We start from the raw sequence: 26,114 nt of genomic DNA, 5'->3' as shown, positions 1-26,114 counted from the left end.
ACAGCGACACCGCCGCGCTGACCATCAGCAAATGCCGGAACGTGGTCTGCAGTTCGGCGCGCAAGGCGTTCTGTGCATCCCCCGGCGCGGCGTTCAGACCATCGAGCAGCACATTGCCCGAGTGCCCTTCGTTGATCAGCGAAGCGCTGGCCAGATGCGCGAAGTTCGAATCCTGCAACAACGCCAGCAACAGGGCCGACATCAACGCCACGCCCACCGCACCGCCCAGGGAACGGAACAGGTTGGTGGTACTGGTGGCGACGCCGATGTCGCGCTGATCCACCGAGTTCTGGGTACCCACCAGCGACGTCGGGAACTGCATGCCGCCGGCGATGCCGCTCAATAGCATGAACAGACCGCTGATCAAGGTGGCGTCGGGCGGGCTGAAGGCCATGCCGAGGATCGAGATCGGCATCAGGATCGCGCCGGTGAGAATCTGCGGTTTGTAGTGGCCGGTCACTGAGGTGCGGCGGCCAGCAAAATAGGCACCGATCGGCAAGCCCATCGCCAGCGGCAGCAGGTGCAGTGCAGCACTGTCGGCACCGGCGCCGGTCACGCTCTGGAAGCGCAGCGGCATCAGCACGATCAACGAAATCGCCTGGAAACTGGTGAAGAAAATCGTGCACCAGCAGAGCAAGGCGTTGCGGTTGGCAAACAGGTGCATCGGCAGCAACGGCTCACGCGCGCGGCGTTCATGCCAGACGAACACCGCCAGCACCAGCACCGCACAGGCGAACAGGCCGAGCACTTCGCTGCTGCGCCATGAATGTCCCTGGCCCACCTGAGTGATGCCCAGCAACAGTGCGGTCAGGCCGATGATCATCAGCAGCGTGCCGAGGTAATCGATCACCGGTTTGCGCTGCGGAATCGGCAGGCCCACCAGGTTGCGCCGGGCCACCCAATACGCACCGAGTCCCAGCGGCAGGTTGATCAGAAACACCCAGCGCCATGACAGGTACTCGGTCATGTAACCGCCCAGCACGGGCCCGGCGACGCTGGCCACCGCGTACATGCTGCTGAAATACCCTTGATACCGACCCCGTTCCCGTGGCGGCACGATGTCGCCGATGATCGCCTGGCTGACCGAGATCATCCCGCCGGCGCCAATGCCCTGGAAAATCCGCGCCAGCACCAGTTGCTCCATGCTCTGGGCCATCCCGCAGAACAGCGACGCCAGGGTGAACAGTCCCATGCCGAAGAGCATCAGTTTGCGCCGGCCGTACAGGTCACCCAGTTTGCCGTAGATCGGCACCGCCACGGTCATGGCCACCATGTAACCGGAAATCACCCAGGCCAAGAGGCTGACGTCCTTGAATTGCGCGGAAATGGCCGGCATCGACACCGCGACGATGGTCTGGTCCAGGGCACCGAGAAAAATCGCCATCATCAGCGCGATCAGCACGCTGCGGATGGCCGGTTTGGGCGTTTCGGGATGGTTGAGGTTGGTCACGGGAGAACCTGCGGGCAGTGATTGACCCGCAAAGGGCTGGCGAGCGGGTCACTGCTCGCCAGTGTAAGTCGGTAGCAGGCTATTCGATAGCCTCATAAGGAAGCCCGACGTAATTTTCTGCAATGGTTTTGCGGCCGGCCTCTGAGTCGATGAAGTACTCAAGCTCCGACTCGGCAATGCGCTGGCTAAAGGCATCGTGGTCCTCGAAGTGGTGCAGCATCGAGGTCATCCACCAGGAAAACCGCTCGGCTTTCCACACCCGGCGCAGACAGATCTCGGAGTATCTCTGCAGCAAATCAACCCGGCCGTCGCGGTACACCTTCAGCAGGATATTGAACAAGGTACTGACGTCGCTCGCCGCCAGGTTCAACCCCTTGGCGCCGGTGGGCGGAACGATGTGCGCGGCGTCGCCGACCAGGAACAGGCGGCCGTACTGCATCGGCTCGACCACGAAACTGCGCAGCGGCGCGATGCTTTTTTCGATGGAGGGGCCGGTCACCAGTTCGTTCGCCAACGGCTGAGGCAGTCGTGCCTTGAGTTCATCCCAGAAGCGCTGATCGGACCAGTCCTCGACCTTCTCTTCGGCAGGGACTTGCAGGTAGTAGCGGGTACGCGTTTGCGAACGCATGCTGCACAGCGCAAACCCACGTTCGTGGCGGGCGTAGACCAGCTCTTCGTGGACCGGCGGAGTATCGGCAAGGATGCCCAGCCAGCCGAACGGGTAGACCCGTTCGAACACCTTCAGGCACTCGTTGGGTATCGACTGGCGCGCCACGCCGTGGAAGCCGTCGCAGCCGGCGATGTAATCGCAATCGAGGCGATACAGCTCACCGTCCTTCTCAAATGTGACGAAAGGTTCTGCGGTTTTCATGCCGTGGGGGACGACGTCGCTGGCCTGATAAAAGGTCGGCGCGCCGGCCTCCCGACGAGCGGCCATGAGGTCGCGGGTGACCTCGGTCTGGCCGTAGATCATCACCGTCCTGCCGCCGGTCAGGGCGTGCAGATCGATGTGCACGCGACGCTCGCCCAGCGCCAGTTCGAAGCCGCCATGGACCAGGCCTTCGGCGTCCATGCGCCGGCTCACACCGGCCTGGCGCAACAGCTCTACCATGCCTTGTTCGAGGACACCGGCGCGGATGCGTCCTAGCACGTATTCGGGTGTCTGGCGTTCGACGATCAGGGTGTCGATACCGGCGTTGTGCAGCAGTTGACCGAGCAACAGACCGGACGGACCGGCACCGATAATGGCGACTTGGGTTTTCAGTGTTTTCATTGTTCTTATGACTCGCAAGCTACACGCGACCGAGGTCGGTGGATGATTTTTATGGATCGAGTGCTTGCATTTTTCCCTTGCGGGTCTGTCAATTGAAGGTGAAAACTGAGCCGATGCCTGTACATTCTGCCAATCGGTGCGATTATCGCCCGTCATCTACTCCGAGGCCTGGATTGAAGTGATGAACAAGCCTGACCTGCCTTCGATTCCAGTGTTCAAGCTCTACGGTGAAAGCCTGGATTGGCCAACCCCGGACTTGCTGCACTGTGAAACCATCTCCAAACGCAGCCGCGAACATCAATGGGAAATCAAACCCCACCGCCACGCCGATTTATGCCAGTTGCTCTTCGTATTCAAAGGTCAGGCAGAGCTTGAAATCGAAGGCAAACGCACACAACTCAACGAGCCGGCGATCCAGGTCCTGCCACCGCTGTCGGTGCACGGGTTCCGTTTTTCCGAGGACGTCGAAGGTTTTGTGGTGACCCTGGCCGCGCCGCTGATCAGCCATCTGCAAGCGCAACTGGGGCATTCAGTGAACGCCCTGGCCCAGGCCGAAAGTTACCCGGCCGGGCAGGATGCCGAATACCTGAACAGCCTGTTCGCTGCGCTGCAGCGTGAATACACCAGCCACCAGCCGGCGCGGGAAATGCTCATGCATTCGCTGGTCAGCGTGATCATGGTATGGGTCAGCCGTCAGGTGATCCAGCGACACTCGGCCAGCCAGCGACCGCAGCGCGCCAGGGAATACCTCAATGGCTTCATTCAACTGGTGGAAGAGACTTACCGTCAGCACGTCAAGGTCGAGGACCTGGCCCATCGACTGGGCATCTCGGTGTCGCACCTCAACGGCACGTGCCGCGAGCTGGCGGGACAGCCGGCGTTGCAGATCATGCACGAACGGCAGTTGCTGGAGGCCAAGCGTTTGCTGACCTACACCAGCATGACCATCTACGAAATGTCCGACCTGTTGGGGTTCTCCGATCCGACCAACTTCACGCGCCTGTTCCGACGCCGGGTGGGGATGTCGCCCAAGGCGTTCCGCGACCGTTTGAAGGCCGACCAGGACAACCAGGCCTGAGCCTTTCGTCAGCGCAGGGCGTTCAAGGTCGCGTTGTGGGGAATGCAACGCTCGAAATTGCAGCTGGCGTATTCACGGGGCAGGTTGCGCAACTGCTCGACGCGCCAGGCTGCTGCGCCATACAACCCGAGCGTGAACGCGCAGGTGATGAAAATGGCGAGGTACCTTCTTGTTTTGATGTTCATGGCGTTGACCTCTGAACCTATACCCTCGGGTATTACTTTGAGCATAGGTCAGGGTGGGTGAGTTGCCAGTGGTTGCTCCTGCAGGATTTGTCTCGCGATGGACTTCAGCGCGCCTGGGCCTGCTCCACCAACCACCCCATCAATTCGCGCAATTTCGGCGAAGGTCCGGGTTTTTCCGGGAAAACCAGGTAATACGCCAGCCCCGTCTTCACCTTCAACTCGAACGGCATGACCAGCCGTCCGGCGCTCAGGTCGTCGCCGATCAGCGACCAGTCGCCGATGGCCACGCCAGTGCCCTGGGACGCCATCGACATGGCCAGGTCCAGGGTTTCGAAGTGCTGGCCCTTGCCGGCATGGCTCAACTGAACGTCGGCGGCTTTCAACCAGGCCTTCCAGTCCCGTTCATCCCGGGTCGGGTGCAGCAGCAGGTGTTGTTGCAAGTCGGCCGGTGTCTGCAGGGGCAGCGGGCCTTCGAGCATCGGCCTGGAACACACGGGCGTCAGTTGCTCATCGAACAGTTTCTGCGACACTAATGACGGGCCCGGCGCCGCCGCGTACATCACCGCAGCGTCGAATTGTTCCAGATGAAAATCCACGCCGTGCTTGACCGTGGTGGTCAGTTCCACCGGCACGTCCGGCCGCTCTTTCTGCCATTGCAACAGACGCGGCAGCAGCCAGCGCATGACACAGGTCGGCGCCTTGAGTTGCAGGGTTTCGCGCTTCTCGCCGATCTGCTCCACGGCCTCATCGATCAGGCCGAAAATCTGCTGCACACGGGGCAGCCACTCGCGGCCCTCGGCGGTCAGGGCCAGGCCCCGAGCCAGGCGGATGAACAATTCATAACCGAGAAAATCTTCCAGCCCGGCGATCTGGCGGCTCACTGCGCCCTGGGTGATGTGCAGCTGCTCGGCGGCCCGTGTGAAGTTGCAGCACTGCGCGGTGATCAGAAAAGTGTGCAGCGCCGGCAGGGGAGGCAGTCGTTTCATTGGGATCCAAGGTATGACGTGAGGACATGGCTAGTATGACTTTTTATCCATTGTTACGGCTACGTGTCGCCCGTTCCAATGAGGCCATCCCTGGACCTGCGAATCCATCATAAACACAGCGCAGGCCCGGCGTCTCAACCGAACAAGAAGGGCAATCACATGGCGACGTGCGGCGAAGTATTGGTCAAGTTACTCGAAGGCTACGGGGTCGAGCAGGTGTTCGGCATTCCCGGCGTGCATACCGTGGAGCTGTACCGCGGGCTGGCCCGTTCGAGCATCAACCACGTCACGCCGCGCCATGAGCAGGGCGCCGGTTTCATGGCCGACGGCTACGCCCGCACCAGCGGCAAGCCGGGGGTGTGCTTCATCATCACCGGCCCTGGCATGACCAACATCACCACGGCGATGGGCCAGGCCTACGCCGATTCGATCCCGATGCTGGTGATCTCCAGCGTACAGACCCGCAACCAGTTGGGCGGCGGTCGCGGCAAGCTGCACGAACTGCCGAACCAGAGCGCACTGGTTGCTGGCGTGGCAGCGTTCTCCCACACCCTGATGTCGGCGTCGGAATTGCCCGGCGTACTGGCCCGCGCCTTCGCCCTGTTCCAGGCCGGTCGTCCGCGCCCGGTGCACATCGAAATCCCGTTGGACGTGCTGGTTGAAGAAGCCGATGACCTGCTGGCCAGCGTTCCGGTCAGCATCGACCGCGCCGGTGCCGCACCGACCGCCGTGAGCCGCATGACCGAGTTGCTGGCCGGCGCCAAGCGTCCGCTGATCCTCGCCGGTGGCGGTGCCATCGATGCCGCCGCCGAACTGACCGAACTGGCTGAACTGCTGGACGCCCCGGTGGCGCTGACTATCAACGCCAAGGGCATGCTCGAGTCCGCTCACCCGTTGCTGATCGGCTCGACCCAGAGCCTGGTCGCCACCCGTGCACTGGTCGCCGAAGCCGACGTGGTGCTGGCCATTGGCACCGAACTGGCCGAGACCGATTACGACGTGACCTTCGCCGGCGGTTTCGAGATTCCCGGCAAGCTGCTGCGCGTTGACATCGACCCGGACCAGACCGTGCGCAACTACCCGCCGCACGTAGCGCTGGTGGCCGACTCGCGCAACGCCGCCCAAGCGTTGCTCAGCGCCTTGTCGCACAAAGCCCTGGCCGAGCGCCGCAACGATTGGGGCCAGGTACGCGCCGCCCGTCTGCGCGAAGAGCTGGCCGCCAACTGGGATGCGCCGACCCTGGCCCAGACCCGCTTCCTGGAAACCGTGCTGCACGAATTGCCGGATGCGGTGTTCGTCGGCGATTCGACGCAGCCGGTGTACACCGGCAACCTGACGTTCAACCCCGAGCGCCCACGTCGCTGGTTCAACTCCTCCACCGGCTACGGCACCCTCGGTTACGCCTTGCCGGCGGCCATCGGTGCCTGGCTCGGCGGCAGCGCAACCAACGGCACCCGCCCCCCGGTGGTGTGCCTGATCGGCGACGGCGGCCTGCAGTTCACCCTGCCGGAACTGGCCAGTGCCGTGGAAGCGCGCACCCCGGTGATCGTCTTGCTGTGGAATAACCAGGGCTACGAGGAGATCAAGAAATACATGGTCAACCGTGCCATCGAACCGGTGGGCGTCGACATCTACACCCCGGATTTCATCGGTGTGGCCAAGGCTCTGGGCTGCGCCGCCGAAGCGGTCAGCGACGTGGAAAAACTGCGCAGTGCCCTGCGTGCAGCCACCGATCGCCAGGGCCCGACCCTGATTGAGATCGACCAGACCCTGTGGACCCGGGCGGTGTCGAAATGACCTTCCCTACAACACTGGATGGCCTGTACATCGACGGCCAATGGTCCGCCGGCAACGAGCACCTGCGGGTGATCAACCCGGCCACCGAAGCCTTGCTGACCACCGTCGTCGGTGGTGACGAACAGGCGGTGGATCAGGCGGTCAGCGCCGCCACGCGCGCCTTCGCCGACTGGTCGAAGACCACCGGTGCCGAGCGCGGTGCGATCCTGCGCAAGATCGCCGCCGGCGTTCAGGCCGGCCGCGAGCAACTGATGCACCTGCAGTCGAGCAACAACGGCAAGCCGCAGTTCGAGGCGGCGATCGACGTCGATGACGTGATCGCCACCTTCGAGTACTACGCCGGTCTGGCCGAAGGCCTGGATGCCAGGCAGGACAGCAACGTCGAGTTGCCCACCGACGATTTCAGCGCCCGTCTGCGCCGTGAACCCTGCGGCGTGGTCGGCCTGATCGTGCCGTGGAACTTCCCGATGGTCACCACCGCCTGGAAACTCGCGCCGGCCCTGGCCGCCGGTTGCTGCGTGGTGCTCAAACCGTCGGAAGTGACGCCGCTGCCGGAGCTGGAACTGGCGGCGATCATCGCCGAAGCCGGCGTGCCTGCCGGGGTCTTCAACGTGGTCTGCGGCACCGGCCTGGCGGTGGGGGCGCCGCTGTCGGCAGACAAGCGCATCGCCAAGATTTCCTTTACCGGCAGCAATGCGGTGGGCGTGCAGGTCATGCAGCGCGCAGCGGAAACGGTCAAGGGCGTGAGCCTGGAACTGGGCGGCAAGTCGTCGTTGCTGGTGCTGGCCGATGCCGATATCGAACTGGCCGTGGAAGTGGCCTGCGGCGGCGGTTTCTTCAACGCCGGGCAGATGTGCTCCGCCACCAGCCGCGTGCTGGTCGCCGATGAAGTGTTCGATGAGTTCCTCACCCGTTTGAAGGCCCGCGCGCAAGCCATTCGCGTGGCCGACCCGTTCGATCCGAACGTGGAAATGGGCGCGCTGGTCAATCAGGCGCAATACCAGCGCGTGCTCGGCCACATCGACCGCGGCCTGAGTGCCGGGGCGAAGTTGATTTGCGGCGGCAACCGTCCTGTTGATCTGCCGCGCGGCTATTTTTTGCAGCCGACGGTATTCACCGACGTGCCCCTGGACAGTGCGCTGTGGTGTGAGGAGATTTTCGGCCCGGTGATTTGCGTGCGCCGTTTCACCACTGAGGCCGAGGCGATTGCCCTGGCCAACGACAGCCAGTTTGGCCTGGTGGCCAGCGTGGTGACGCGCAATGCCGACGCCGCCGACCGGGTCGCCAACGCCTTGCAGGCGGGGCTGGTGTGGATCAACGCGCCGCAGGTGATCTTCCCGCAGACCGCCTGGGGTGGTTACAAGCAAAGCAGCATCGGCCGCGAATTGGGGCCATGGGGCTTGCAGGCTTTCCAGGAAATCAAACACGTGATTCGGGCCGTCTGACGGCTCGAAAATGGTGAGCGCATGCCTCCTGAAGAGGCATGCGTCAGCGTCATGGCTTCGATGAGTTTTTATCGATAGTCAGGTGTTTTGCGCGACCTCAGGATGAACTCGCTGGCTCAGTCAAACCCCCGAAGATACGGGGGCGAAAGGCTGATTCCGCCGCGCGGATGCAACAGTTTCGACCTGCCTTATACCTACAAAAACAAAGGGAGTCCGTAATGGGCGAGCATGATCTGAACAGACGTCAATTCATCAAGACCGTGGGTGTTGCCTCGGTTGCCGCGGCGGCCATGAGCATGCCGTTCATCAAGGCCAGCGCCAGCGACACGCGCTTTCAGGGCAAGACCCTGCGTCTGCTGACCTGGTCCGATGACACGGGCCTGGCCGCACTGCGCAACATCGCCGCGACATTCGAGGACAAGTACGGTGTCAAGGTCATCGCCGACCGCACCGGCAGCACCTCGGAAATGGTCGCCAAACTCAAGGCCGGCGGTGACCGTCCGCAGTACGACATCATCACCCTGGCCGGGGTTGGCGCCGAAGGCCTGGCCGCCGCCGACCTGCTGGAAAAACCCGACCTCAACCGCATTCCCAACCTGGTGGACGTGCCGGAAAAATACCGCACCGGCGCCAACGGTCACGGCATCGGTTACCTGCTGTGGTGCAACAGCCTGGTCTACAGCACTCGCACCATCAAGCAAGCACCGGACAGCTATGCGGCCCTGTGGGACGCCGAGCTGTCGCCGAACATCTTCCTGCCGCCGCCGAACTGGACCGAGGCCATGGACCTGATCATCATCGCCGCCAAACTGGCCGGTGGTGACGAGCACAACATCGAGCCGGGCTTCAAGAAACTCGCCGAGCTCAAGGACCGCGTGGTCACCCTGGGTGAAAACCCCAACCAGATCGCCGAACTGTTCCGCACCGGCTCCCTGGACATGGGCGGCCTGTACGCGCCGGCGTTTTTCCCCAAACAGATCCGCGATCCGAACTACGGCCTGGGCGCCACCTTCGGCATGAAGGAAGGTTTCTACACCGACCTGATGCTCTCGGTGATGCCGAAGAACCGTCCGGGCGACACCGACCTGGCCTACGCCTTCATCAACCACTCCCTGGACCCGCTGGTGCAGGGCAAGATGGCCGAAGACATCTACAACGGCCCGGTCAACGCCAAGGCGATCATCTCCGCCGAAGCACGCAAGAGCCCTTACATCCTTACCCCGGAGCAAATCTCCGAGAAGGCGATCATGCACGACAACGCCTTCCTGGCCACCGTGCATGACCAATGGATTCGTCGTTACACGGAAATCTTTTCTTCCTGATTTCTGAGGTTCAAAGAGCTTTTGTGGCGAGGGAGCTTGCTCCCGCTCGGCTGCGCAGCAGCCGCAATACCAGGCACCGCGATCTATCCGGATCAGCACGGTGATTGATTGGGGCCGCTTCGCGACCCAGCGGGAGCAAGCTCCCTCGCCACAGGTTTTTTACCCAATCTCAGTCTTGCTGCTTTCCATTGACGAGACCCTTTGCTATGGAACACCAACCTCTGACCCATCCGGTGAGTGCCGCCCCCGTGCGCGCCGATCGGGGTGTTTCGCCGACCGCGCGCGCCTGGTTTTTCCTGTCGCCGTCGATGCTGTTTCTCGGCGTACTGATCGCCGCCAGCCTGCTGGTACTGCGCATGAGCGTGGGCACCAAGGGGGCGGAATGGTCCGGGTTCAGCCTGGCCAGCTACGCCCAATTGCTCGAACCCTATTACCTCAAGTCCCTGCTGCTGACCCTGCGCCTGGCGTTGATCAGCGCAGTGATCGCCGTGGTGCTGGCGATCCCGGTGGCCTACACCATGTCGCGCCTGACCTCGCCCTTCGTGCGGCGGATCTTTCTCGCGGCGGTGCTGTTGCCGTTGCTGGTCAACCTGTTGCTGCAGAGCTACGGCTGGCTGGTGATTCTCGGTCCCGGCGGGATGCTCAACCAGACGCTGATGGGCCTGGGCCTGATCAAACGCCCGATCATGCTGCTGTACAACCAGAACGGCGTGTTGATGGGCCTGGTGCAAACCGCTTTCCCGCTGGCCGTGCTGCCGATTGCCAGCGCCATGCGCGGCGTCGCCCGCAGTTACGAAGAAGCGGCCGCGACCCTCGGTGCCAGTCGCCTGCAGGTGTTCCGTCAGGTGGTGTTGCCCATGAGCCTACCGGGAATCATCACCGGCGCAACCCTGGTGTTCGCCTACAACGCCAGCAGTTTCGTGGTGCCGTTGCTGCTCGGCGGTCGGCGCGTACCGATGCTGGCGGTGATGGTCCATGACCAGATCGCGCCGCTGATGAACTGGCCCGCCGCGTCCGCCGCCGGTGTGGTGTTGATCGTCACCACGCTGGCGATCATGACCTTGTCCGAATACATCACTGGCCGTCGTCGGCGCATGCTGGAGGCTTCGCAATGAGTTCCCTGACCAAGAAGCGTCACTCGCTGTTGCCGGGTGACACCGGCAAGTTCGCCGGCATCCTTTCGGGCTTCATCCTGCTGCTGGCGGTCCTGCCGATCCTGACCATGATCGTCATGTCGTTCAGCGGCGCGTCGAACCTCGACTTCCCGCCCAGCAGTTACAGCCTGCAATGGTACAGGGCCGCCTGGCACACCTTCGTGTCGCCGGACGCCAGCGACGTGTTGAGCCTGGGCAAGGCCATGACCACCAGCCTGATGGTGGCCTGCCTGACCATGGTCTTCGCCACAATCATCGCGGTGCCCGCGGCCTACGCCCTGACCCGTTGCGAGTTCCGTGGCAAGGCCGTGGCGCTGCAATTGATGTCGCTGCCGCTGGTGTTCCCGATGGTGGTGCTGGGCCTGGCCTTGCTGCTGGTGTTCGACAGCCTGCCGTTCCAGATGACCACCTCGCGCCTGGTGATCGCCCACGTCATCCTGGCATTGCCGTTCGTGGTGAAGAACTGCACCGCAGCGATGCTGTCCATCGGCAGCGAAGTCGAAGAGGCCGCGCAGATGCTCGGCGCTTCACCGCTGCGGGCGATCGTCGATGTGGTGGTGCCGTTGATGAAATCGGGGATTCTGGCGGGGATGCTGCTGGCGTTCATCGTCTCGTTCAACGAATTCACCGTGACCTATTTCCTCTACACCATCGATGTGATGACCGTGCCGATCTGGATGTACAGCCGCACTGTATCGTCGCTGGACCCCACCGTATTTTCGTTTGCCGTGCTGATCGTGCTGATCGACTTCGTCCTGATCTGGGCGTTGGAGAAGCTGGTCGGTGAAGGTGGCGTTTCGTTCTGATTTCTTGAGGTGATTTATGTCTGGTCTGATTCTGGAAAACGTCGAGAAACATTACGGCTCGGCCTGCGCGGTAACCGATGTGAACCTGCATTTGCCCGAGGGCAAGCTGGTGTGTTTCCTCGGCCCTTCGGGGTGCGGCAAAACCACTTTGCTGCGGATGATCGCCGGGCTGGAAACCCTGACCGGTGGCGAGATTCGCTTGGACGGCGAGGACATCGGCCACACCCCGGCGCACCAGCGCAACTTCGGCATGGTGTTTCAGTCCCTGGCGCTGTTTCCGCACATGACCGTGGGCGAGAACATCGCCTATCCGCTGAAACTGCGCGGGGTCAGCAAAGCTGATCAGCAAAAGCGGGTGGTGGAACTGCTGGAGCTGATCCAGTTGCAGGCGATGATCGATCGCCCGGTGGCCAAGCTTTCCGGTGGTCAGCGCCAGCGCGTGGCGATTGCCCGGGCGATCGCCTCGCACCCGAAAATCCTCCTGCTCGATGAGCCGCTGTCGGCGCTGGACGCCAAGCTGCGCGAGTCGATGCAGGTGGAAATCCGTCAACTGCAACAGCGCCTGAACATCACCACCATCATGGTCACCCACGACCAGCGCGAGGCCATGACCATGGCCGACATCGTCGTCGTATTGGGTGAGCATCGGGTGCAGCAGGTGGGTACGCCGATCGAGATCTATCGGCATCCGGCCAATGAGTTTGTCGCTGACTTCATCGGCTCGGGCAACATCTTCCCGGCCACCGCACTGGGCAACGGCCAGGTCAGCCTGCCCGGTGGCGATGCGTTGCAGGTGCCGATCTGCACCAGCATTGCCGCCGGGGAGAAGGTGAAGATGCTGATTCGCCCGGAAGACCTGCAACTGTCGGCACCCCAGGCGACGGCGGGGAATCGGCTGTTGGGCAAGGTGACGTTCGTGCGGGATATCGGGGCGACGATTGAGACCACGGTCGAGTGTTCCGGGGTTTCGTTTACTGCGTTGAGTACGCCGTGTCAGGGGATTGGCTTGAGCGTCGGGCATCCGGTGTCGGTGACTTTGCCGGCTGAGGCCTGTCGGGTATTGGGGGCCTGATCCGGGTTAGAGGTTGGTCAATCCGGCCTCTTCGCGAGCAAGCCCGCTCCCACAGGAGAATGCATTCCAAATGTGGGAGCGGGCTTGCTCGCGAAGGCGTCAATAGCCGCAGAGAAACCCTGGATCAAACCGACAACCGCAACCGCGCCAGATCCCGCAGCGGCGGAGCCCCGAACAGGCGGCTGTATTCCCGGCTGAACTGCGAAGGGCTTTCATACCCCACCCGATACCCCGCCGCCGACGCTTCCAGCCCCTCGGCCAGCATCAGTCGCCGCGCCTCCTGCAGGCGCAATTGCTTCTGATATTGCAACGGACTCATCGCCGTCATCGCCTTGAAGCGGTGATGCAATGTCGACACGCTCAGGTTCACCTCTTTGGCCAGATCGTCGATGCGCAAGGGTTGCTCAAAGTTGCCGTTGAGCCATTTGATCGCCTGGCTGATGCGGTGGCTCTGGCTGTTGGCGACAGCGATTTCATACAGGCGGTGTCCCTGTTTGCTGCGCAGCAGCCGGTAGAGGATTTCCCGGCGGATCAGCGGCGCGAGCATGGCGATGTCTTTCGGCGTGTCGAGCAACCGTGCCAGGCGCAGCACCGCGTCGAGCATCGCACTGTCCAGGCGTTCCACATATAGCCCGCGACCGGTGGGCCGGGCAGGTACGCCCATGGGGCCGGCATCGGCGATCAATGCGGAGATTTCCGCCGGGTCGATATCCAGGCGTACGGCGAGGATCGGTTCTTCGGCCGAGACATTGACGATCCGCCCGCTGAGCGGCATCGAGACCGAGACCACCAGGTAGTTCAACGGGTCGTAGTTGAACAGTTCATCCGCCAGCCTAACTTCCTTGCGCCCCTGGGCCATGATGCACAGTGCGGGTTGAGCGAGCACCGGGGCGAATTCGTGGTTCTGACTGTGGCGCGACATGAACAGGGAATCGATGGCGGTGGCGTAATTGCCATCCTCGGCGGTGGTGCGCCGGATGATCGCCGCCAGTTCCGCACGCTGCTGTTCCATGGGGTCATCCAGGGGGGCGAGTTGCTCTTGTAGCTGCTCTTGTAAAAAGCGATCGAGTGACGACATGCACGGCATCCTCGGCAGGGCGGGTTTGATGGGGCAGAGCATAAGTTTGTGCAAGCCGAAGCGGTAGACACATCCTGTCGAATGATTGCCTGATTCTGCATGGGGTTATTCGTTGAGTGCGGCAACCTCGTGGATAAAGGGGAAAACTTGCTGGAAACACGGTTAGCCAATCCCGGCGGGGTTTTACAAATTTTTACAGGCTGTCACGGCAGTCTCGCAGGATTGTGCAATGCAGCGGCAGGAATCGACTAACGGCACAGGCGCCCGGGCCTTTAACCTTTGATCCTGTCGCAGCCCGTCCCCTGGCTGCCACGCGACTCCCCGGGAGGGTTGAACATGTCAAAGCAGATCCCCGTCAGTCATATGGCTTTTGTCCGTGCACGCGCCGGGCATTCACAGGAACTCGGTCTGCGCCTGAGCGCGCTGATCGAACCGTCCCGCGCGGCCTCGGGCTGCCTGAGTTTTGCCCTGCAACATTCCCAAGGCGACCCGGACCTTTGGCTGGTGTCCGGCTCCTGGGTCAATCAACAGGCCATGACCGCGTATTTCAGCACCCCGGCCATGGAGGTGTTCGCCGAGCTGGTGCAGGACCTGGTGGTCAACAGCCTGGACTTCCACACCTTCAGGGAAGTCTCGGCGGCGCAGGCCCTGCGTCAATCCGGGGCAGCGGTACACAAACTGGCGGGTTGAGGGTTTAATGGCAGCATTCTCAATCAGTCAGGATTCGCGACATGGCACGCAAAGCCTTTGAAACCTTCGAAGCCGTATCGGCGGTAGTCCCCCGCGAAGGCGGTTACTACGCGGCAATCGCCACCAAAGCCATCGGTGGCGCGGGTGCGCCTCGCTTCAACAAGCTGCTGGAAGACCAGACGTTCAAGACCGCCAAGGAAGCGGACGAAGCCGCTGCCCTGCAGCTGACGCACCTCAAGGGTGTCGGCGAAGACGGCGAACTGATCTGGTAACCCTTTGACAGGCCTTGGGGCGTTTCACCTCGGGCGATACATCTTGAACAACGCCTCTGGCCCCAGCTGGAAATAATCCGCCGGCCCGCCGCCGCGCAGAATCGGTTCTGCGGCGGCGGTGTCGTACACCCCATCTTTCAACAACCGTTTGGCGATATGCACGGCGACCACTTCGCCGAGGATCAGCCAGCTCGGCACCACATTGCCGTCCGCACGCTGCAACTGAATGATCTGCGTGACCTTGCACTCGAAGGACACCGGGGTTTCGGCGACCCGTGGCACTGAAATGATTGTCGAGGCGACGGTACTCAGCCCCGACAGTTCGAACTCGTTGACCTCAGGTCCCACGTTGGCGCAGCTCTGGTTCATCTGCTCGGCCAGTGGCCGGGTCGCCAGGTTCCACACGAACTCGCCGGTCTGTTCGATGTTGTTCAGGCTGTCTTTGCGGCCGATGCTGGAAAACCCGATGATCGGCGGAATGTAGTTGAAGGCGTTGAAGAAACTGTAGGGCGCCAGGTTCAAGCGACCTTGGGCATCCTGCGAAGAGATCCAGCCGATGGGGCGCGGGCCGACGATCGCGTTGAACGGATCGTGGGGCAGGCCGTGGCCTTTGGCGGGTTCGTAGTAGTGGGTGTCGTCGGGCATGGGTCGGTGTTCCTTCGGGCTTCAATCAGATGCGAACCATAGTGCAAGGGCACGCGGGTGATTTCCAGTCCGATGAAGTCCCCTTGTGGGAGGGGTTTGCTCGCGAATGCGTTGGGTCAGTGGACATTCATGCTGTTTGGACCAGCGCTTTCGCGAGCAAGCCCGCTCCCACAGGTTTTGCGATGCGACCGAATTTTGCGTACATCCAGAAATGACCAAGCCCGGCCGAGGCCGGGCTTTGGTGCCGCTGGGGTGACTCAGCTGACGGTGGCGCCGCCGGTGTGATCGTAGCCGTCTTCGGCAACGGTGGCGCCGCCGGTGCGATCGTAGCCATCTTCGGCGAAAGTCGCCGAGCCGGTGCGGTTGTAGCCGTCTTCAACGACGGTCGCGGAGCCGGTGCGGTCAAAGCCGTCTGCTGCGACAGCGGAGCCGGTACGGTCGAAACCGTCGGCGGCGAAGGTGTTGGCGGCCAGTACGGTCAGGGCCATGGCAAGGAACAGTTTGGTTTTCATTTTCATTTCTCCAGATTCTTTGGCGTTTTGTGTCTTGGGCATGGGTTTCATGCTACGCCAATTAAACTGATTAAAAAGCGCAAAATAATGCTAAAAACAATCGATTAAATAGATGTTAAGGCCGGCAGGCTTTGTCGCGTTCAACGCTGAAATGAGCGCATCGCAATTAATCGATCAGGCAGAGTCAGGTTGCAGGGCGCGCATTAACGCGTGATTAATCCGTTCTTTTGCCCGTGTGACAGTTTTTTCATAAAGCGCCTACCCATTTTTCACCGTTGCCTCTCCAGTCTGCGCGTCATCGGATAAACCGAAGAAACGACCTTCAAGACCATGGAGCTCCATCGATGAACAAACTTCCCCAAATCACCCTGGCATTCTGGGTGATGAAAATCTGCGCGACGACCCTGGGAGAAACCGCCGGCGACTTGTTGTCCATGACCCTCAATGTGGGCTATGCCCTCAGTTCCCTGATACTGATCAGCGTGTTCGTGCTGACATTGGTCAGCCAGTTGATGTCCAAAACCTACAAGCCGGTGCTGTACTGGATCGTGATTCTGTCGACCAGCACGGCGGGTACGACCATGTCCGATTTCATGGACCGAACCCTCGGGCTGGGGTATGCCACCGGTTCGATGATCCTGATTGCGATTCTGTTGGGGATTTTTGCCGCCTGGCGCCTGAGCGGCGATTCGCTCAACGTGACCAAGGTCCAGACGTTTCGCGGGGAGATGTTCTACTGGATGGCGATTCTGTTTTCCAACACCCTGGGCACAGCGCTGGGCGACTATCTGGCCGACGATTCCGGCCTTGGATTTGCCGGCGGCGCGCTGTTGATCGGCTCGACCATCGCGGTGGTGGTGCTGCTCAAATATTTCACGAAGATTTCGACGGTTGTCCTGTTCTGGGTCGCGTTTGTACTGACTCGACCTTTCGGTGCCACGCTGGGTGACTTCCTGACCAAACCCCATGAGAAGGGCGGCCTGGATTTCGGCACCATCGGTTCGTCGCTGGTGTTGGCGGGGATTCTGCTGGTGATGATTGTGGGGGCGTCGATCGCGCAGAAGCGCTTCGGGAAACAGCCGGTGGCCGAGTTGTCCTGATAGACCGGTTCGTGGCCATCGCGGGCCAGCCTTGCTTCTGCATGATCGATCTGCAGGAGCGAGGCTGGCCCGTGAACAAACCAGCGTGACCGGCCTTATTCAGGCAGTCAGTCGGTGACGATCCGCGAATGCTTGCGGGTGTCTTTCATGGTGATGTACACCAGCAACGACACGGCGATGCACGCGGTCACGTACCAGTAGTAACCGGTTTCCATGCCGATGCTCTTGAACCACAGGGCGATGTATTCGGCGGTGCCGCCGAAGATCGATACGGTCAGCGCGTACGGCAGGCCGACGCCCAGGGCGCGGATTTCGGTAGGGAACAGTTCGGCTTTGACCACCGCGTTGATCGAGGTGTAGCCGCTGACGATGATCAGGGCGGCCATGATCAGGAAGAACGCGCCCCACCAGGTCTGGATGGTGTGCAGGGTCATCAGGATCGGCACGGTGAAGATCGTGCCCAGCACGCCGAAGGCGATCAGGATCGGACGACGGCCGATCTTGTCCGACAGGCCACCGATGATCGGTTGCAGGCACATGAACAGGAACAGGGTGGCGGCGGAAATGCTGGTGGAGTCGGAGATGCTCATGCCGACGGTATTCACCAGGTATTTCTGCATGTAGGTGGTGTAGGTGTAGAACGCCAGGGTGCCACCCATGGTCAGGCCGACCACGGTCAACAGTTCCTTGGGATGACGCAGCAAGGTGCGCATCGCGCTTTCCTTGGCCTTTTCTTTCTTGGTGAACGACTCGGTTTCTTCCATGCCGCGACGCAGGTACAGCGCGACCACGGCACACAGCGCGCCGATGGCGAACGGGATGCGCCAGCCCCAGGCGTACAGCTGTTCGGTGGTGAGCAGCTGTTGCAGCACGATCAGCACCGCCAACGCGATGAGCTGGCCGGAGATCAGGGTCACGTACTGGAAGCTGGAGTAGAAGCCGCGACGTTCCTTGGTCGCCATCTCGCTGAGGTAAGTGGCGGAGGTGCCGTACTCACCACCGACCGACAGGCCCTGCAGCAAGCGGGCGAACACCAGCAGGATCGGCGCGCCGATACCGATGGTTTCATAGTTCGGGCTCAGGGCGATCAGCAACGAGCCGAAGCACATCAGGTACACCGAGGCCATCAGCGCTTTTTTGCGCCCGACCTTGTCGGCGTAGAGGCCCATCAGCCAGCCACCGATCGGACGCATCAGGAAGCCCACGGCGAAGATCGCGGCGGTGTTCATCAGCTGTGCGGTGGAGGAACCGGCGGGGAAGAAGGTCTTGGCGAAGTACAGCGAGAAAGCGGCGTAGACGTACCAGTCGTACCACTCGACCATGTTGCCGACCGAACCGCTGAAGATCGATTTGATGCGGCTGGCGGTGGTGCGTTCTTTGGCCGGCACGGCAGCCGACCCAAGGGGCAGGGCGTTGGAGTTATCCATTGAAGGATCCTTCGTTTAATTGTTTTTGTGGAGCGCGTTGAAACGCAGCCTGCGGGGGCTATAGCAGGAGCTGTGCCAAGGGAAGGAGGGCCGGGCTAGAGGGGTTGAGGGGTTCGGGTGAGCGGAAATCCGCTTATTGGCGAGGGCGTGCGAGCGGAAAATTGCTCATTGGGCTGGGGTTTTTTATCGTCTCTGGCGGCCTCTTCGCGAGCAAGCCCGCTCCCACATTGAACAGGTGCGCACGGACCATTGTGGGAGCGGGCTTGCTCGCGAAGGGGCCGGTTCAGACACTACAAAAACATCTCTCTGTTCAACCCATGCCGCTGCATCTTTTCATTGAAGGTGCGGCGCGGCAGTTGCAGTTCTTCGAGCACCGCTTTGACGTCGCCCTTGTGCCTGATCAAGGCGGCGCGCAGGCATTGCGCTTCGAAGGCTTCCTGCTGCGCCGCCAGTGACTGGCCCGGCTCAATGCCCGCTGGCACCGGCTCGCCCAGGCCCAGCACCTGACGTTCCGCCACGTTCGCCAGTTCGCGCACGTTGCCCGGCCAGTCGTGGCTCAGCAGGTGACTCAGTTGCGCGCCGCTCAAGGGGGAGAAGGCACGCCCCAGCCGCTCGGCGGCCTGACGGGCGAAGGTTTCGTAGAGCAAAGGAATGTCTTCGCGGCGGTCGCGCAACGGCGCCAGACGCAACTCGGCGACGGTCAGGCGATAGGCCAGGTCCTCGCGAAAACGCCCGGCCCGTGCTTCATCGAGCAGGTCCGGTTTAGTGGCGGCAATGATCCGCAGATCTACGCGGATGCTTTGGTTCGAACCCAGGCGTTCCAACTTCTGTTCCTGCAAAACCCGCAACAACTTCACCTGCTGCGCCAGGGGCATGCTCTCGATTTCATCCAGAAACAGGGTACCGCCGTCAGCGTATTCGAGTTTGCCGATGCGCTTGCCCTGTGCACCGGTAAAGGCGCCGCTTTCGTGGCCGAACAGCTCGGCTTCGAACAGTTGCTCGGGGATGGCCGCGCAGTTGAGGGCGACGAAGGGCTTGTCAGCGCGGGGGCCGAAGTCGTGCAGGCAGCGGGCGACCAACTCCTTGCCGCTGCCGGTTTCGCCACGGATCAGTACGTTGACCGGCAACGCTGCCAGATCCAGCACTTGGCCGCGCAGGGTTTGCAGGCCGCGGGATACGCCGAGCAGCGTGGCGTCGAGTTTGGCGCGGTTGTCCGCCTGCTCGTGCAAGGCGCGGTTCTCCAGGACCAGCCGGCGCTTGTCCAATGCGCGGCGCAGGCTGTCGAGCAGGGTTTGCGGGCTGAAGGGTTTTTCCAGGAAGTCGTAGGCACCGTCGCGCATGGCATCGACCGCCATTGGCACATCGCCGTGGCCGGTCAGCAGGATCACCGGCAGGTCGGCATCGCGACGCTGCACTTCGGCGAGCAGTTCCAGGCCCGTCATGCCGGGCATGCGCACATCGCTGAGAATCACCCCGGCAAAATGCCTGGGCAATTGCGCCAGGCATTCATCGGCCCGGCTGAACAACTGCACGTCGAAACCGGACAGGCTCAACCATTGTTCAACGGCGCTGCGGATGCTGCTTTCGTCGTCGACCACCATCACTGAGTTGAGCATGAGCCATGGGCCTCCAGATCGATGGGCAGGGTCAGGCAGAACACCGCGCCATTGGCGTGGTTATCTGCGGTCAGGCGCCCGCCGGATTCATGAACGATAGCGAAGGACACCGCCAGGCCGATACCCAGGCCATCGCCCACCGGTTTGGTGGTGAAAAACGGGTCGAACACCTTGGGCAGGTTTTCTTCGGCAATGCCGCTGCCGTTGTCGATGATGCTCAGGCGCCACAGCTGTTCTTCGGCCTCCAGGCGGATTTCCAGGCGCTTGCAGGGTTTGTCCTGCATTGCGTCCAGGGCATTGCGCAGCAGGTTGATCAGTACCTGCTCCAGACGAATCGCATCGCCGCGCACCCAGGCCGGGCGGGTCAGGTGCAGCACGGTGCTGACCTGTTCGTCGCGCAAACGGGTGTCGAGCAATTCCAGCGATTGGTCCACCACCGACGCCAGGTCGAGGCGTTCGCGCAAGCCACCGGGGCTCTTGCGGGCGAAGGTCTTCAGGTGGCCGGTGAGGGCGGCCATGCGGGTGAGCATGTCGTCCACCGGTTTGAGGGCCTTGTAGGCGTCGTCGACCCGGCCGTGATCGAGCAGCAGCCGCAGCGTGGCCAATTGCATGCGCTGCGCGGTCAACGGCTGATTGATCTCATGGGCCAATGCCGCCGACATCTGCCCGAGGGCGGCGAGTTTGGCCGATTGCACCAGGCCTTCCTGGGCGGTGCGCAGGTCACGGGTGCGTTCTTCCACAAGCCGTTCAAGCTCCTCGCGGCTGCGCTGGCGCATTTTCGCCAGACGCCAGCGCTGGTTGAGGAACAGCAGCAGAAATACCAGGGTCAGCCAAAGGCCTGCGGCGGCGAGCGCGGCGTTGCGACTGTCCTCGAACGCCACCTGGGGACGACGCAGCAGGTGCAGGGTCCAGCCTTCGGTGGCCAGCGGCAGGGATTCCCACAGGTAATCCGCCGCGCCGTCGGGCCCCTGCACCCGTGCCAGTTCGCTGTTGTCGTCAAAGCGGCGCAGCGATTGATGGTCCAGCAGCGTCAGCGGCTGTTTGTCGTACTGGCGGGTGGACTTGAGCTCGGCGTGATCGGTGTCATTGAGCGGTTTCAACAGTCGATAGCGCCAACCCGGCTGGTTGGCGATGAAGATGATCCCGCGGGCGTCGCTGACCAGCAGGGTGTCGTTGCCCTGGCGCCATTCGCGTTCCAGTTCCGGAAACTCCAGTTTGACCACCATGGCGCCGAGGAACTGCCCGTCGTCGTTGGTCACGGCACTGGAGAGGAAGTAACCCGGGATGCCGCTGGTGACCCCCACGGCATAAAAACGCCCGGTGCCCTGGGTACGGGTCTGGCTGAAATACGGGCGGAAACCATAGTTGTGGCCGACGTAACTGCTGGGCAGGCGCCAGTTGCTCGCCGCGACCGCAAGGCCGGTACGATCGAGCAGTTCCAGGGTCGAGGATTCGGCAGCGCCGTTGATTTTTTCCAGCTTGCGGTTCAGCAGGTCCTGTTGCTCGGGGCTGACCGGGCCCTTGAGCGCGTCGCGCAGTTGCGGGTCCAGGGCGAGTACCGAGGGCAAGGCGCGGTAGCGTTCGATCAGGGTATGCAGGGAGGTGGCGTACAGGGCCAATTGCTGATTGGCCCGGGCCGCGTCTTCGACCATGGACTGGCGCATGGTGTGGCGCATGGCCAGGGCGGCGGCGATGACGGCACCGGCGATGATCACCAAGGTGTAGAGCGTCAGGCGCAAGGGGCGAGATGACACGAACATGCTGGGTATTACACATGGGGACGGGAGGGGGCGCACCATAACATGGGGCTTTGGTGTGATCCCACAAAACCGCTTCCCGTGGGAGCTGGCCCGCCTGACAGCCCACTGCCTTTCACGATGTACGCAAACCCAATGTGGGAGCGGGCTTGCTCGCGAAGGCGGCCTGACAGCCGACCTGTCTCTTGCGGATGTACTCAATCCTCTGTGGGAGCTGGCCTGCCAGCGATGACGGCCTGACAGTCGATCCCCGGATGAACGCCTCCGCTCAGCCTGCCGAAGGGGCGGGTGGATCAAGATCAAGAGCTGCATGCGAGCTAACGCTCGACCTGTAAGGAGATGGTTTTAACTTACAGGCAAGACCTGTGGCGAGGGAGCTTGCTCCCGTTGGGGCGCGGAGCGGCCCTGAAAAGGGGCTGCTACGCAGCCAACGGGAGCGAGCTCCCTCGCCACAGGTACAGCATCATCAGGCAATAAAAAAGGCGACGGGAGCATGCTCCTGTCGCCTTTTTTCGATCAGTCGAAGCGCTTACTGCACTTCCACCGCCAGGCTTTCACTGATCTTTTTCTGCCAGATGGCAGGACCGGTGATGTGTACCGACTCGCCTTTGCTGTCGACCGCTACGGTCACCGGCATGTCTTTGACGTCGAACTCGTAGATCGCTTCCATGCCCAGTTCGGCGAAGGCCACGACGCGGGATTTCTTGATGGCTTGCGCCACCAGGTAGGCCGCGCCGCCCACTGCCATCAGGTAGACGGCCTTGTTGTCCTTGATCGCGTCGATGGCGGTTGGGCCGCGCTCGGATTTGCCGATCATGCCCAGCAGGCCGGTTTGCTCGAGGATCTGACGGGTGAACTTGTCCATCCGCGTCGCGGTGGTCGGGCCGGCCGGGCCCACCACTTCTTCGCGCACCGGATCGACCGGGCCGACGTAATAGATGAAGCGACCCTTGAGGTCCACCGGCAGGGTTTCACCCTTGTTCAGCATCTCGACCATGCGCTTGTGCGCAGCGTCGCGGCCGGTGAGCATCTTGCCGTTGAGCAGGATGGTTTCACCCGGCTTCCAGCTCTGCACGTCTTCCGGGGTCAGGGTGTCGAGGTCGACGCGACGGGCCGACGGGCCGGCTTCCCAGACGATTTCCGGGTAGGCGTCCAGCGGTGGCGCTTCCAGCGAAGCCGGGCCGGATCCGTCGAGCACGAAGTGGGCGTGACGGGTGGCGGCGCAGTTCGGGATCATGCACACCGGCAGGGAGGCGGCGTGGGTCGGGTAGTCCATGATCTTCACGTCGAGCACGGTGGTCAGGCCGCCCAGGCCCTGGGCGCCGATGCCCAGTTGGTTGACCTTCTCGAACAGCTCCAGGCGCATCTCTTCGATACGGTTGGACGGGCCGCGCTTTTTCAACTCGTGGATGTCGATGGATTCCATCAACACTTCCTTGGCCATCACTGCGGCTTTCTCGGCGGTGCCGCCGATGCCGATGCCGAGCATGCCCGGTGGGCACCAGCCGGCGCCCATGGTCGGAACGGTCTTGAGCACCCAGTCGACGATCGAGTCGGACGGGTTGAGCATGGCCATCTTCGACTTGTTCTCGGAACCGCCGCCCTTGGCCGCCACGTCCACTTCCACGGTGTTACCCGGGACGATGGAGTAGTGGATAACGGCCGGTGTGTTGTCCTTGGTGTTCTTGCGAGCGCCCGCCGGGTCGGCGAGGATCGAAGCGCGCAGGACGTTTTCCGGCAGGTTGTAGGCGCGACGCACGCCTTCGTTGATCATGTCGTCCAGGCCCATGGTGGCGCCATCCCAACGCACGTCCATGCCCACGCGGACAAACACGGTGACGATGCCGGTGTCCTGGCAGATCGGACGGTGGCCGGTGGCGCACATGCGCGAGTTGATCAGGATCTGCGCCATGGAGTCACGGGCAGCCGGCGATTCTTCACGCAGGTAGGCCTCGTGCATCGCCTGGATGAAATCCACGGGGTGGTAATAGGAAATGAACTGCAGGGCGTCGGCAACGCTCTGAATCAGGTCGTCTTGCTTGATCACGGTCATGAGTCGCGCTCCTCTAAAAGACGGGAACATTCAATAAGGTGCTTGCAGCTTGGGTGCATCGGTCGGTTGCAAGCACCTTTCAAGGCACGCCGGGCATGCTGGCGCGACGCTAAAAAGGCGCGGCAGTATACCGCGCCTGGCTCGAGGGCACACGCGCCGGTAGTCAAACGTTGGTCGCATATCGCCCAAAACCTGTCGCCGCTGGCGAAGGGTATGCGGCAGTCGATGTAACAGCTGGCGTTTCGAAAATTGAATGGTCATTTATCGGCCACGCCACTAAAGTGACATCCGGTCTGTAGAGTAGGACGCTCGATCAGTCTCCTTTCATTTGGTGAGTCAACGATTGACCCATAACGCCATTCAGCGCTTGTTGCTTAAACGTTTCGCCCTCGCGGCCGGCACCTATGCCCTGGCACTGCTGTTGCTGTGGCTGGCGTTTTTTACCGGGCACTACCAGGACTCACTGGCAGGCGTGGCCATCGGCAGTGCGCTGGTGGTCGTCAGTCAGGCGGCGTTGTTCGCGGTGTTCTACTCCGGGTGCAATCTGCGCTTTGCCGATCCCAGCCTGACCGAAGCCCAGGTATTGATGGGGCTGGGCTGGCAAACCTGGTTGATTGCCCACCTCGACGATGCCCGTGGGGCCTTCCTGGTCTTCTACGTTCTGATTCTGTTGTTCGGGCTGTTCCACCTGTCTCGACGATCGTTCCTGCGCTGCGCGTTGCTGGTGTTCTTCAGTTTCAGTGCCATCACGCTGTGGGAGGGCTATCACTTCCAGTTGCCCGACCCGGCGTTGGCGGCGCTGCAGGTGTGCGTGCTGTTGATCGTGCTGGTCTGGCTGGTGCTGTATGCCGGTTATGTGCAGGCCTCGCGCCATCGCATGCGCCAGCGGCGGTTTGCGTTGCAGGCGCACCAGGACACCTTGCGCGGGATGATGCGACAGCTCGAAGACCTGGTCGCCACCGATGAGTTGACCGGTCTGTTCAACCGCCGGCATTTCCTGCGCCTGGCCTCCCGCGAGCTCAATGTCATGGACAGCGGTGTGATGCATGGCCTGGCGCTGATCGACCTCGACCATTTCAAACGCATCAATGACATGCACGGCCATGCCGCGGGCGATCAGGTGCTGCAGGCCTTCGCCGGTGTAGCCACCGCGTGCCTGCGCGACGGGGACGTCCTGGCCCGTTACGGCGGCGAAGAGTTCGTGGTTCTGCTGCCTGATTGCGATGCGGACAGCCTGACCTCCTGTTGCGAGCGTCTGCGCATTGCGTTCACCGATGTCGAGTTGTTGGGCCTGAATGTGCGCAATCTCAGCCTGTCCGCCGGCATGACCCTGCTGGAGCCGGGTGACGACCTCGACGATGCCTTGCAACGTGCCGATCAGGCGCTGTACCGGGCCAAGCGTGACGGGCGCAACCGTTGTGCCGCCGCGTGGGAAAACGTCGATGCCTGAGTTGCGCGTGGGCGAGCGCCAATGGTCAGTGGCGGCGGGCAGCAATCTGCTTGATGCCCTGAATCAGAACGGTGTCGCAGTGCCTTACAGCTGTCGCGCTGGCAGTTGCCATGCGTGCCTGGTGCAGTGCGTGCAAGGGCTGCCCGGCGACAGCCGTCCCGATGCCTTGAGCGTCGAGCAACGGCAACAGGGCTGGCGCCTGGCCTGTCAGTGCCAGGTGATCGAAGACTTGCAGGTACACACCTTTGATCCACTGCAGGATGGCCGTCCGGCCGAAGTTGCCGCCGTCGATTGGTTGAGCGACAGCGTGCTGCGCCTGCGTCTGACCCCCCAACGTCCATTGCGCTACGCCGCCGGCCAGCACTTGGTGCTGTGGGCCGGCAATGTTGCGCGGCCGTATTCCCTGGCCAGCCTGCCGGAAGACGACCGTTTTCTGGAGTTTCACCTCGATTGTCGGTTGCCCGGGGAATTCAGCGATGCCGCACGCCGCTTGAACATTGGCGATCCGGTCCGCCTCGGCGAGTTGCGCGGCGGCGCATTGCACTACGATCCGGACTGGCATGATCGCCCCCTGTGGTTGATGGCTTCGGGGACTGGACTTGGGCCATTGTTCGGTGTGCTGCGCGAAGCGTTGCGCCACGATCACCAGGGCGCAATCCGCGTCATTCACCTGGCCCATGACGCCAGTCAGCACTACCTGGCCAAGCCCTTGCAGGCCATGGCCGCCAGCCGTTCTAACCTTAGTGTCGAGCTGTGGACCGCGGCCGAGTTGCCTGCGGCTTTGGCGCAACTGCGGCTTGTTTCAAGGCAAACCCTGGCCTTACTCTGCGGGGCCCCCGACAGCGTCGACGCCTTTGCCCGACGCCTGTATCTGGCGGGATTGCCGCGCAATCAACTGCTGGCCGACGTGTTCCTGCCCCGTGGTTGAGCGCTGATTTCCAGACGC

At 62.2% G+C, this 26,114-nt stretch carries 23 protein-coding genes; 12 read left to right on the top strand and 11 right to left on the bottom strand.

The genetic code is table 11. The features are described from left to right. Positions 1 to 1,450 (bottom strand): MDR family MFS transporter (locus tag B0W55_RS09490; RefSeq protein ID WP_077045741.1); only part of this gene is annotated, 1,450 nt, incomplete at its 3' end. Positions 1,451 to 1,529: 79 nt separating this feature from the next. Further along, a complete protein-coding gene (gene pobA / locus B0W55_RS09485) occupies positions 1,530 to 2,714 on the bottom strand; it encodes a 4-hydroxybenzoate 3-monooxygenase (RefSeq protein WP_175645485.1) in 1,185 nt (394 codons plus the stop codon). Between the two features lie 190 nt (positions 2,715 to 2,904). Here pobA and B0W55_RS09480 point away from each other — a divergent pair, with 190 nt between their 5' ends. Further along, positions 2,905 to 3,801, top strand: coding sequence for a helix-turn-helix domain-containing protein (locus B0W55_RS09480; protein WP_077045739.1), 897 nt, complete (start codon positions 2,905 to 2,907; stop codon positions 3,799 to 3,801). 8 nt (positions 3,802 to 3,809) lie between these two features. On the opposite strand, the gene B0W55_RS30750 is transcribed toward B0W55_RS09480, so the two are convergent. Continuing rightward, the gene (locus B0W55_RS30750; protein WP_175645484.1) at positions 3,810 to 3,986 is read right to left on the bottom strand and encodes a hypothetical protein; all 177 of its coding nucleotides are present in this window, start codon (positions 3,984 to 3,986) and stop codon (positions 3,810 to 3,812) included. Positions 3,987 to 4,090: 104 nt separating this feature from the next. Further along, positions 4,091 to 4,972, bottom strand: coding sequence for a LysR substrate-binding domain-containing protein (locus B0W55_RS09470; RefSeq protein ID WP_077045737.1), 882 nt, complete (start codon positions 4,970 to 4,972; stop codon positions 4,091 to 4,093). A 159-nt stretch (positions 4,973 to 5,131) separates the two neighbouring features. Here B0W55_RS09470 and B0W55_RS09465 point away from each other — a divergent pair, with 159 nt between their 5' ends. The 6 genes from B0W55_RS09465 (at position 5,132) to B0W55_RS09440 (ending at position 12,568) form a co-directional block, all read left to right on the top strand. Next, complete coding sequence (locus tag B0W55_RS09465) at positions 5,132 to 6,769, top strand: 5-guanidino-2-oxopentanoate decarboxylase (RefSeq protein ID WP_077045736.1); 1,638 nt, start codon at positions 5,132 to 5,134, stop codon at positions 6,767 to 6,769. After that, complete coding sequence (locus tag B0W55_RS09460) at positions 6,766 to 8,214, top strand: aldehyde dehydrogenase family protein (protein WP_077045745.1); 1,449 nt, start codon at positions 6,766 to 6,768, stop codon at positions 8,212 to 8,214. The genes B0W55_RS09465 and B0W55_RS09460 overlap by 4 nt, the downstream gene beginning before the upstream one ends. Before the next feature lie 218 nt (positions 8,215 to 8,432). Continuing rightward, positions 8,433 to 9,536, top strand: a complete 1,104-nt coding sequence (locus B0W55_RS09455) for an ABC transporter substrate-binding protein (protein ID WP_077045735.1) — start codon at positions 8,433 to 8,435, stop codon at positions 9,534 to 9,536. Positions 9,537 to 9,742: 206 nt separating this feature from the next. After that, complete coding sequence (locus tag B0W55_RS09450; protein ID WP_077045734.1) at positions 9,743 to 10,651, top strand: ABC transporter permease; 909 nt, start codon at positions 9,743 to 9,745, stop codon at positions 10,649 to 10,651. Continuing rightward, entirely contained in the window at positions 10,648 to 11,496 is an 849-nt protein-coding gene (locus B0W55_RS09445) for an ABC transporter permease (RefSeq protein ID WP_077045733.1), read from the top strand. The genes B0W55_RS09450 and B0W55_RS09445 overlap by 4 nt, the downstream gene beginning before the upstream one ends. A gap of 16 nt (positions 11,497 to 11,512) precedes the next feature. Next, a complete protein-coding gene (locus tag B0W55_RS09440; protein WP_077045732.1) occupies positions 11,513 to 12,568 on the top strand; it encodes an ABC transporter ATP-binding protein in 1,056 nt (351 codons plus the stop codon). Positions 12,569 to 12,692: 124 nt separating this feature from the next. On the opposite strand, the gene B0W55_RS09435 is transcribed toward B0W55_RS09440, so the two are convergent. Next, positions 12,693 to 13,646, bottom strand: a complete 954-nt coding sequence (locus tag B0W55_RS09435; protein WP_077045731.1) for an AraC family transcriptional regulator — start codon at positions 13,644 to 13,646, stop codon at positions 12,693 to 12,695. A gap of 336 nt (positions 13,647 to 13,982) precedes the next feature. On the opposite strand from B0W55_RS09435, the gene B0W55_RS09430 reads away from it, so the two are divergent. Both B0W55_RS09430 and B0W55_RS09425 read left to right on the top strand, forming a co-directional pair. Further along, entirely contained in the window at positions 13,983 to 14,336 is a 354-nt protein-coding gene (locus B0W55_RS09430) for a putative quinol monooxygenase (RefSeq protein WP_077045730.1), read from the top strand. Positions 14,337 to 14,377: 41 nt separating this feature from the next. Beyond that, positions 14,378 to 14,608 (top strand): hypothetical protein, encoded by a 231-nt coding sequence (locus B0W55_RS09425; protein ID WP_077045729.1) that lies wholly within the window; start codon positions 14,378 to 14,380, stop codon positions 14,606 to 14,608. 24 nt (positions 14,609 to 14,632) lie between these two features. Here B0W55_RS09425 and B0W55_RS09420 read toward each other — a convergent pair whose 3' ends face one another. Both B0W55_RS09420 and B0W55_RS09415 read right to left on the bottom strand, forming a co-directional pair. Beyond that, positions 14,633 to 15,253 (bottom strand): flavin reductase family protein, encoded by a 621-nt coding sequence (locus B0W55_RS09420; protein ID WP_077045728.1) that lies wholly within the window; start codon positions 15,251 to 15,253, stop codon positions 14,633 to 14,635. 257 nt (positions 15,254 to 15,510) lie between these two features. After that, the gene (locus B0W55_RS09415) at positions 15,511 to 15,765 is read right to left on the bottom strand and encodes a hypothetical protein (RefSeq protein WP_077045744.1); all 255 of its coding nucleotides are present in this window, start codon (positions 15,763 to 15,765) and stop codon (positions 15,511 to 15,513) included. Positions 15,766 to 16,109: 344 nt separating this feature from the next. On the opposite strand from B0W55_RS09415, the gene B0W55_RS09410 reads away from it, so the two are divergent. Next, on the top strand, positions 16,110 to 16,865 hold the full coding sequence (locus tag B0W55_RS09410) for a hypothetical protein (protein ID WP_077045727.1): 756 nt from the start codon (positions 16,110 to 16,112) through the stop codon (positions 16,863 to 16,865). 107 nt (positions 16,866 to 16,972) lie between these two features. Here B0W55_RS09410 and B0W55_RS09405 read toward each other — a convergent pair whose 3' ends face one another. The 4 genes from B0W55_RS09405 to B0W55_RS09390 all read right to left on the bottom strand — a co-directional run bounded on the left by B0W55_RS09405 (position 16,973) and on the right by B0W55_RS09390 (position 23,718). Beyond that, positions 16,973 to 18,292 carry an MFS transporter gene (locus B0W55_RS09405; protein WP_077045726.1) on the bottom strand — a complete coding sequence of 440 codons (1,320 nt, stop codon included), beginning with the start codon at positions 18,290 to 18,292 and terminating at the stop codon, positions 16,973 to 16,975. 290 nt (positions 18,293 to 18,582) lie between these two features. After that, positions 18,583 to 19,908 carry a sigma-54 dependent transcriptional regulator gene (locus B0W55_RS09400; RefSeq protein WP_077045725.1) on the bottom strand — a complete coding sequence of 442 codons (1,326 nt, stop codon included), beginning with the start codon at positions 19,906 to 19,908 and terminating at the stop codon, positions 18,583 to 18,585. Further along, entirely contained in the window at positions 19,893 to 21,668 is a 1,776-nt protein-coding gene (locus tag B0W55_RS09395) for an ATP-binding protein (RefSeq protein ID WP_077045724.1), read from the bottom strand. The genes B0W55_RS09400 and B0W55_RS09395 overlap by 16 nt, the downstream gene beginning before the upstream one ends. Before the next feature lie 526 nt (positions 21,669 to 22,194). After that, positions 22,195 to 23,718, bottom strand: a complete 1,524-nt coding sequence (locus B0W55_RS09390; RefSeq protein WP_077045723.1) for a fumarate hydratase — start codon at positions 23,716 to 23,718, stop codon at positions 22,195 to 22,197. Between the two features lie 343 nt (positions 23,719 to 24,061). Here B0W55_RS09390 and B0W55_RS09385 point away from each other — a divergent pair, with 343 nt between their 5' ends. Together B0W55_RS09385 and B0W55_RS09380 are read left to right on the top strand one after the other, a co-directional pair. Continuing rightward, positions 24,062 to 25,168, top strand: a complete 1,107-nt coding sequence (locus B0W55_RS09385) for a diguanylate cyclase (RefSeq protein WP_077045722.1) — start codon at positions 24,062 to 24,064, stop codon at positions 25,166 to 25,168. After that, positions 25,161 to 26,096, top strand: a complete 936-nt coding sequence (locus B0W55_RS09380; RefSeq protein WP_077045721.1) for an iron-sulfur-binding ferredoxin reductase — start codon at positions 25,161 to 25,163, stop codon at positions 26,094 to 26,096. Before B0W55_RS09385 ends, B0W55_RS09380 begins: the two co-directional genes overlap by 8 nt. Positions 26,097 to 26,114 lie beyond the last annotated feature (18 nt).

The sequence above is a fragment of the Pseudomonas sp. KK4 genome (assembly GCF_001984065.1).
Classification (GTDB): Bacteria; Pseudomonadota; Gammaproteobacteria; order Pseudomonadales; family Pseudomonadaceae; genus Aquipseudomonas.
The sequence above is the reverse complement of the archived record's forward strand: the minus strand, read 5'-3'. Positions and strand labels throughout refer to the sequence as shown.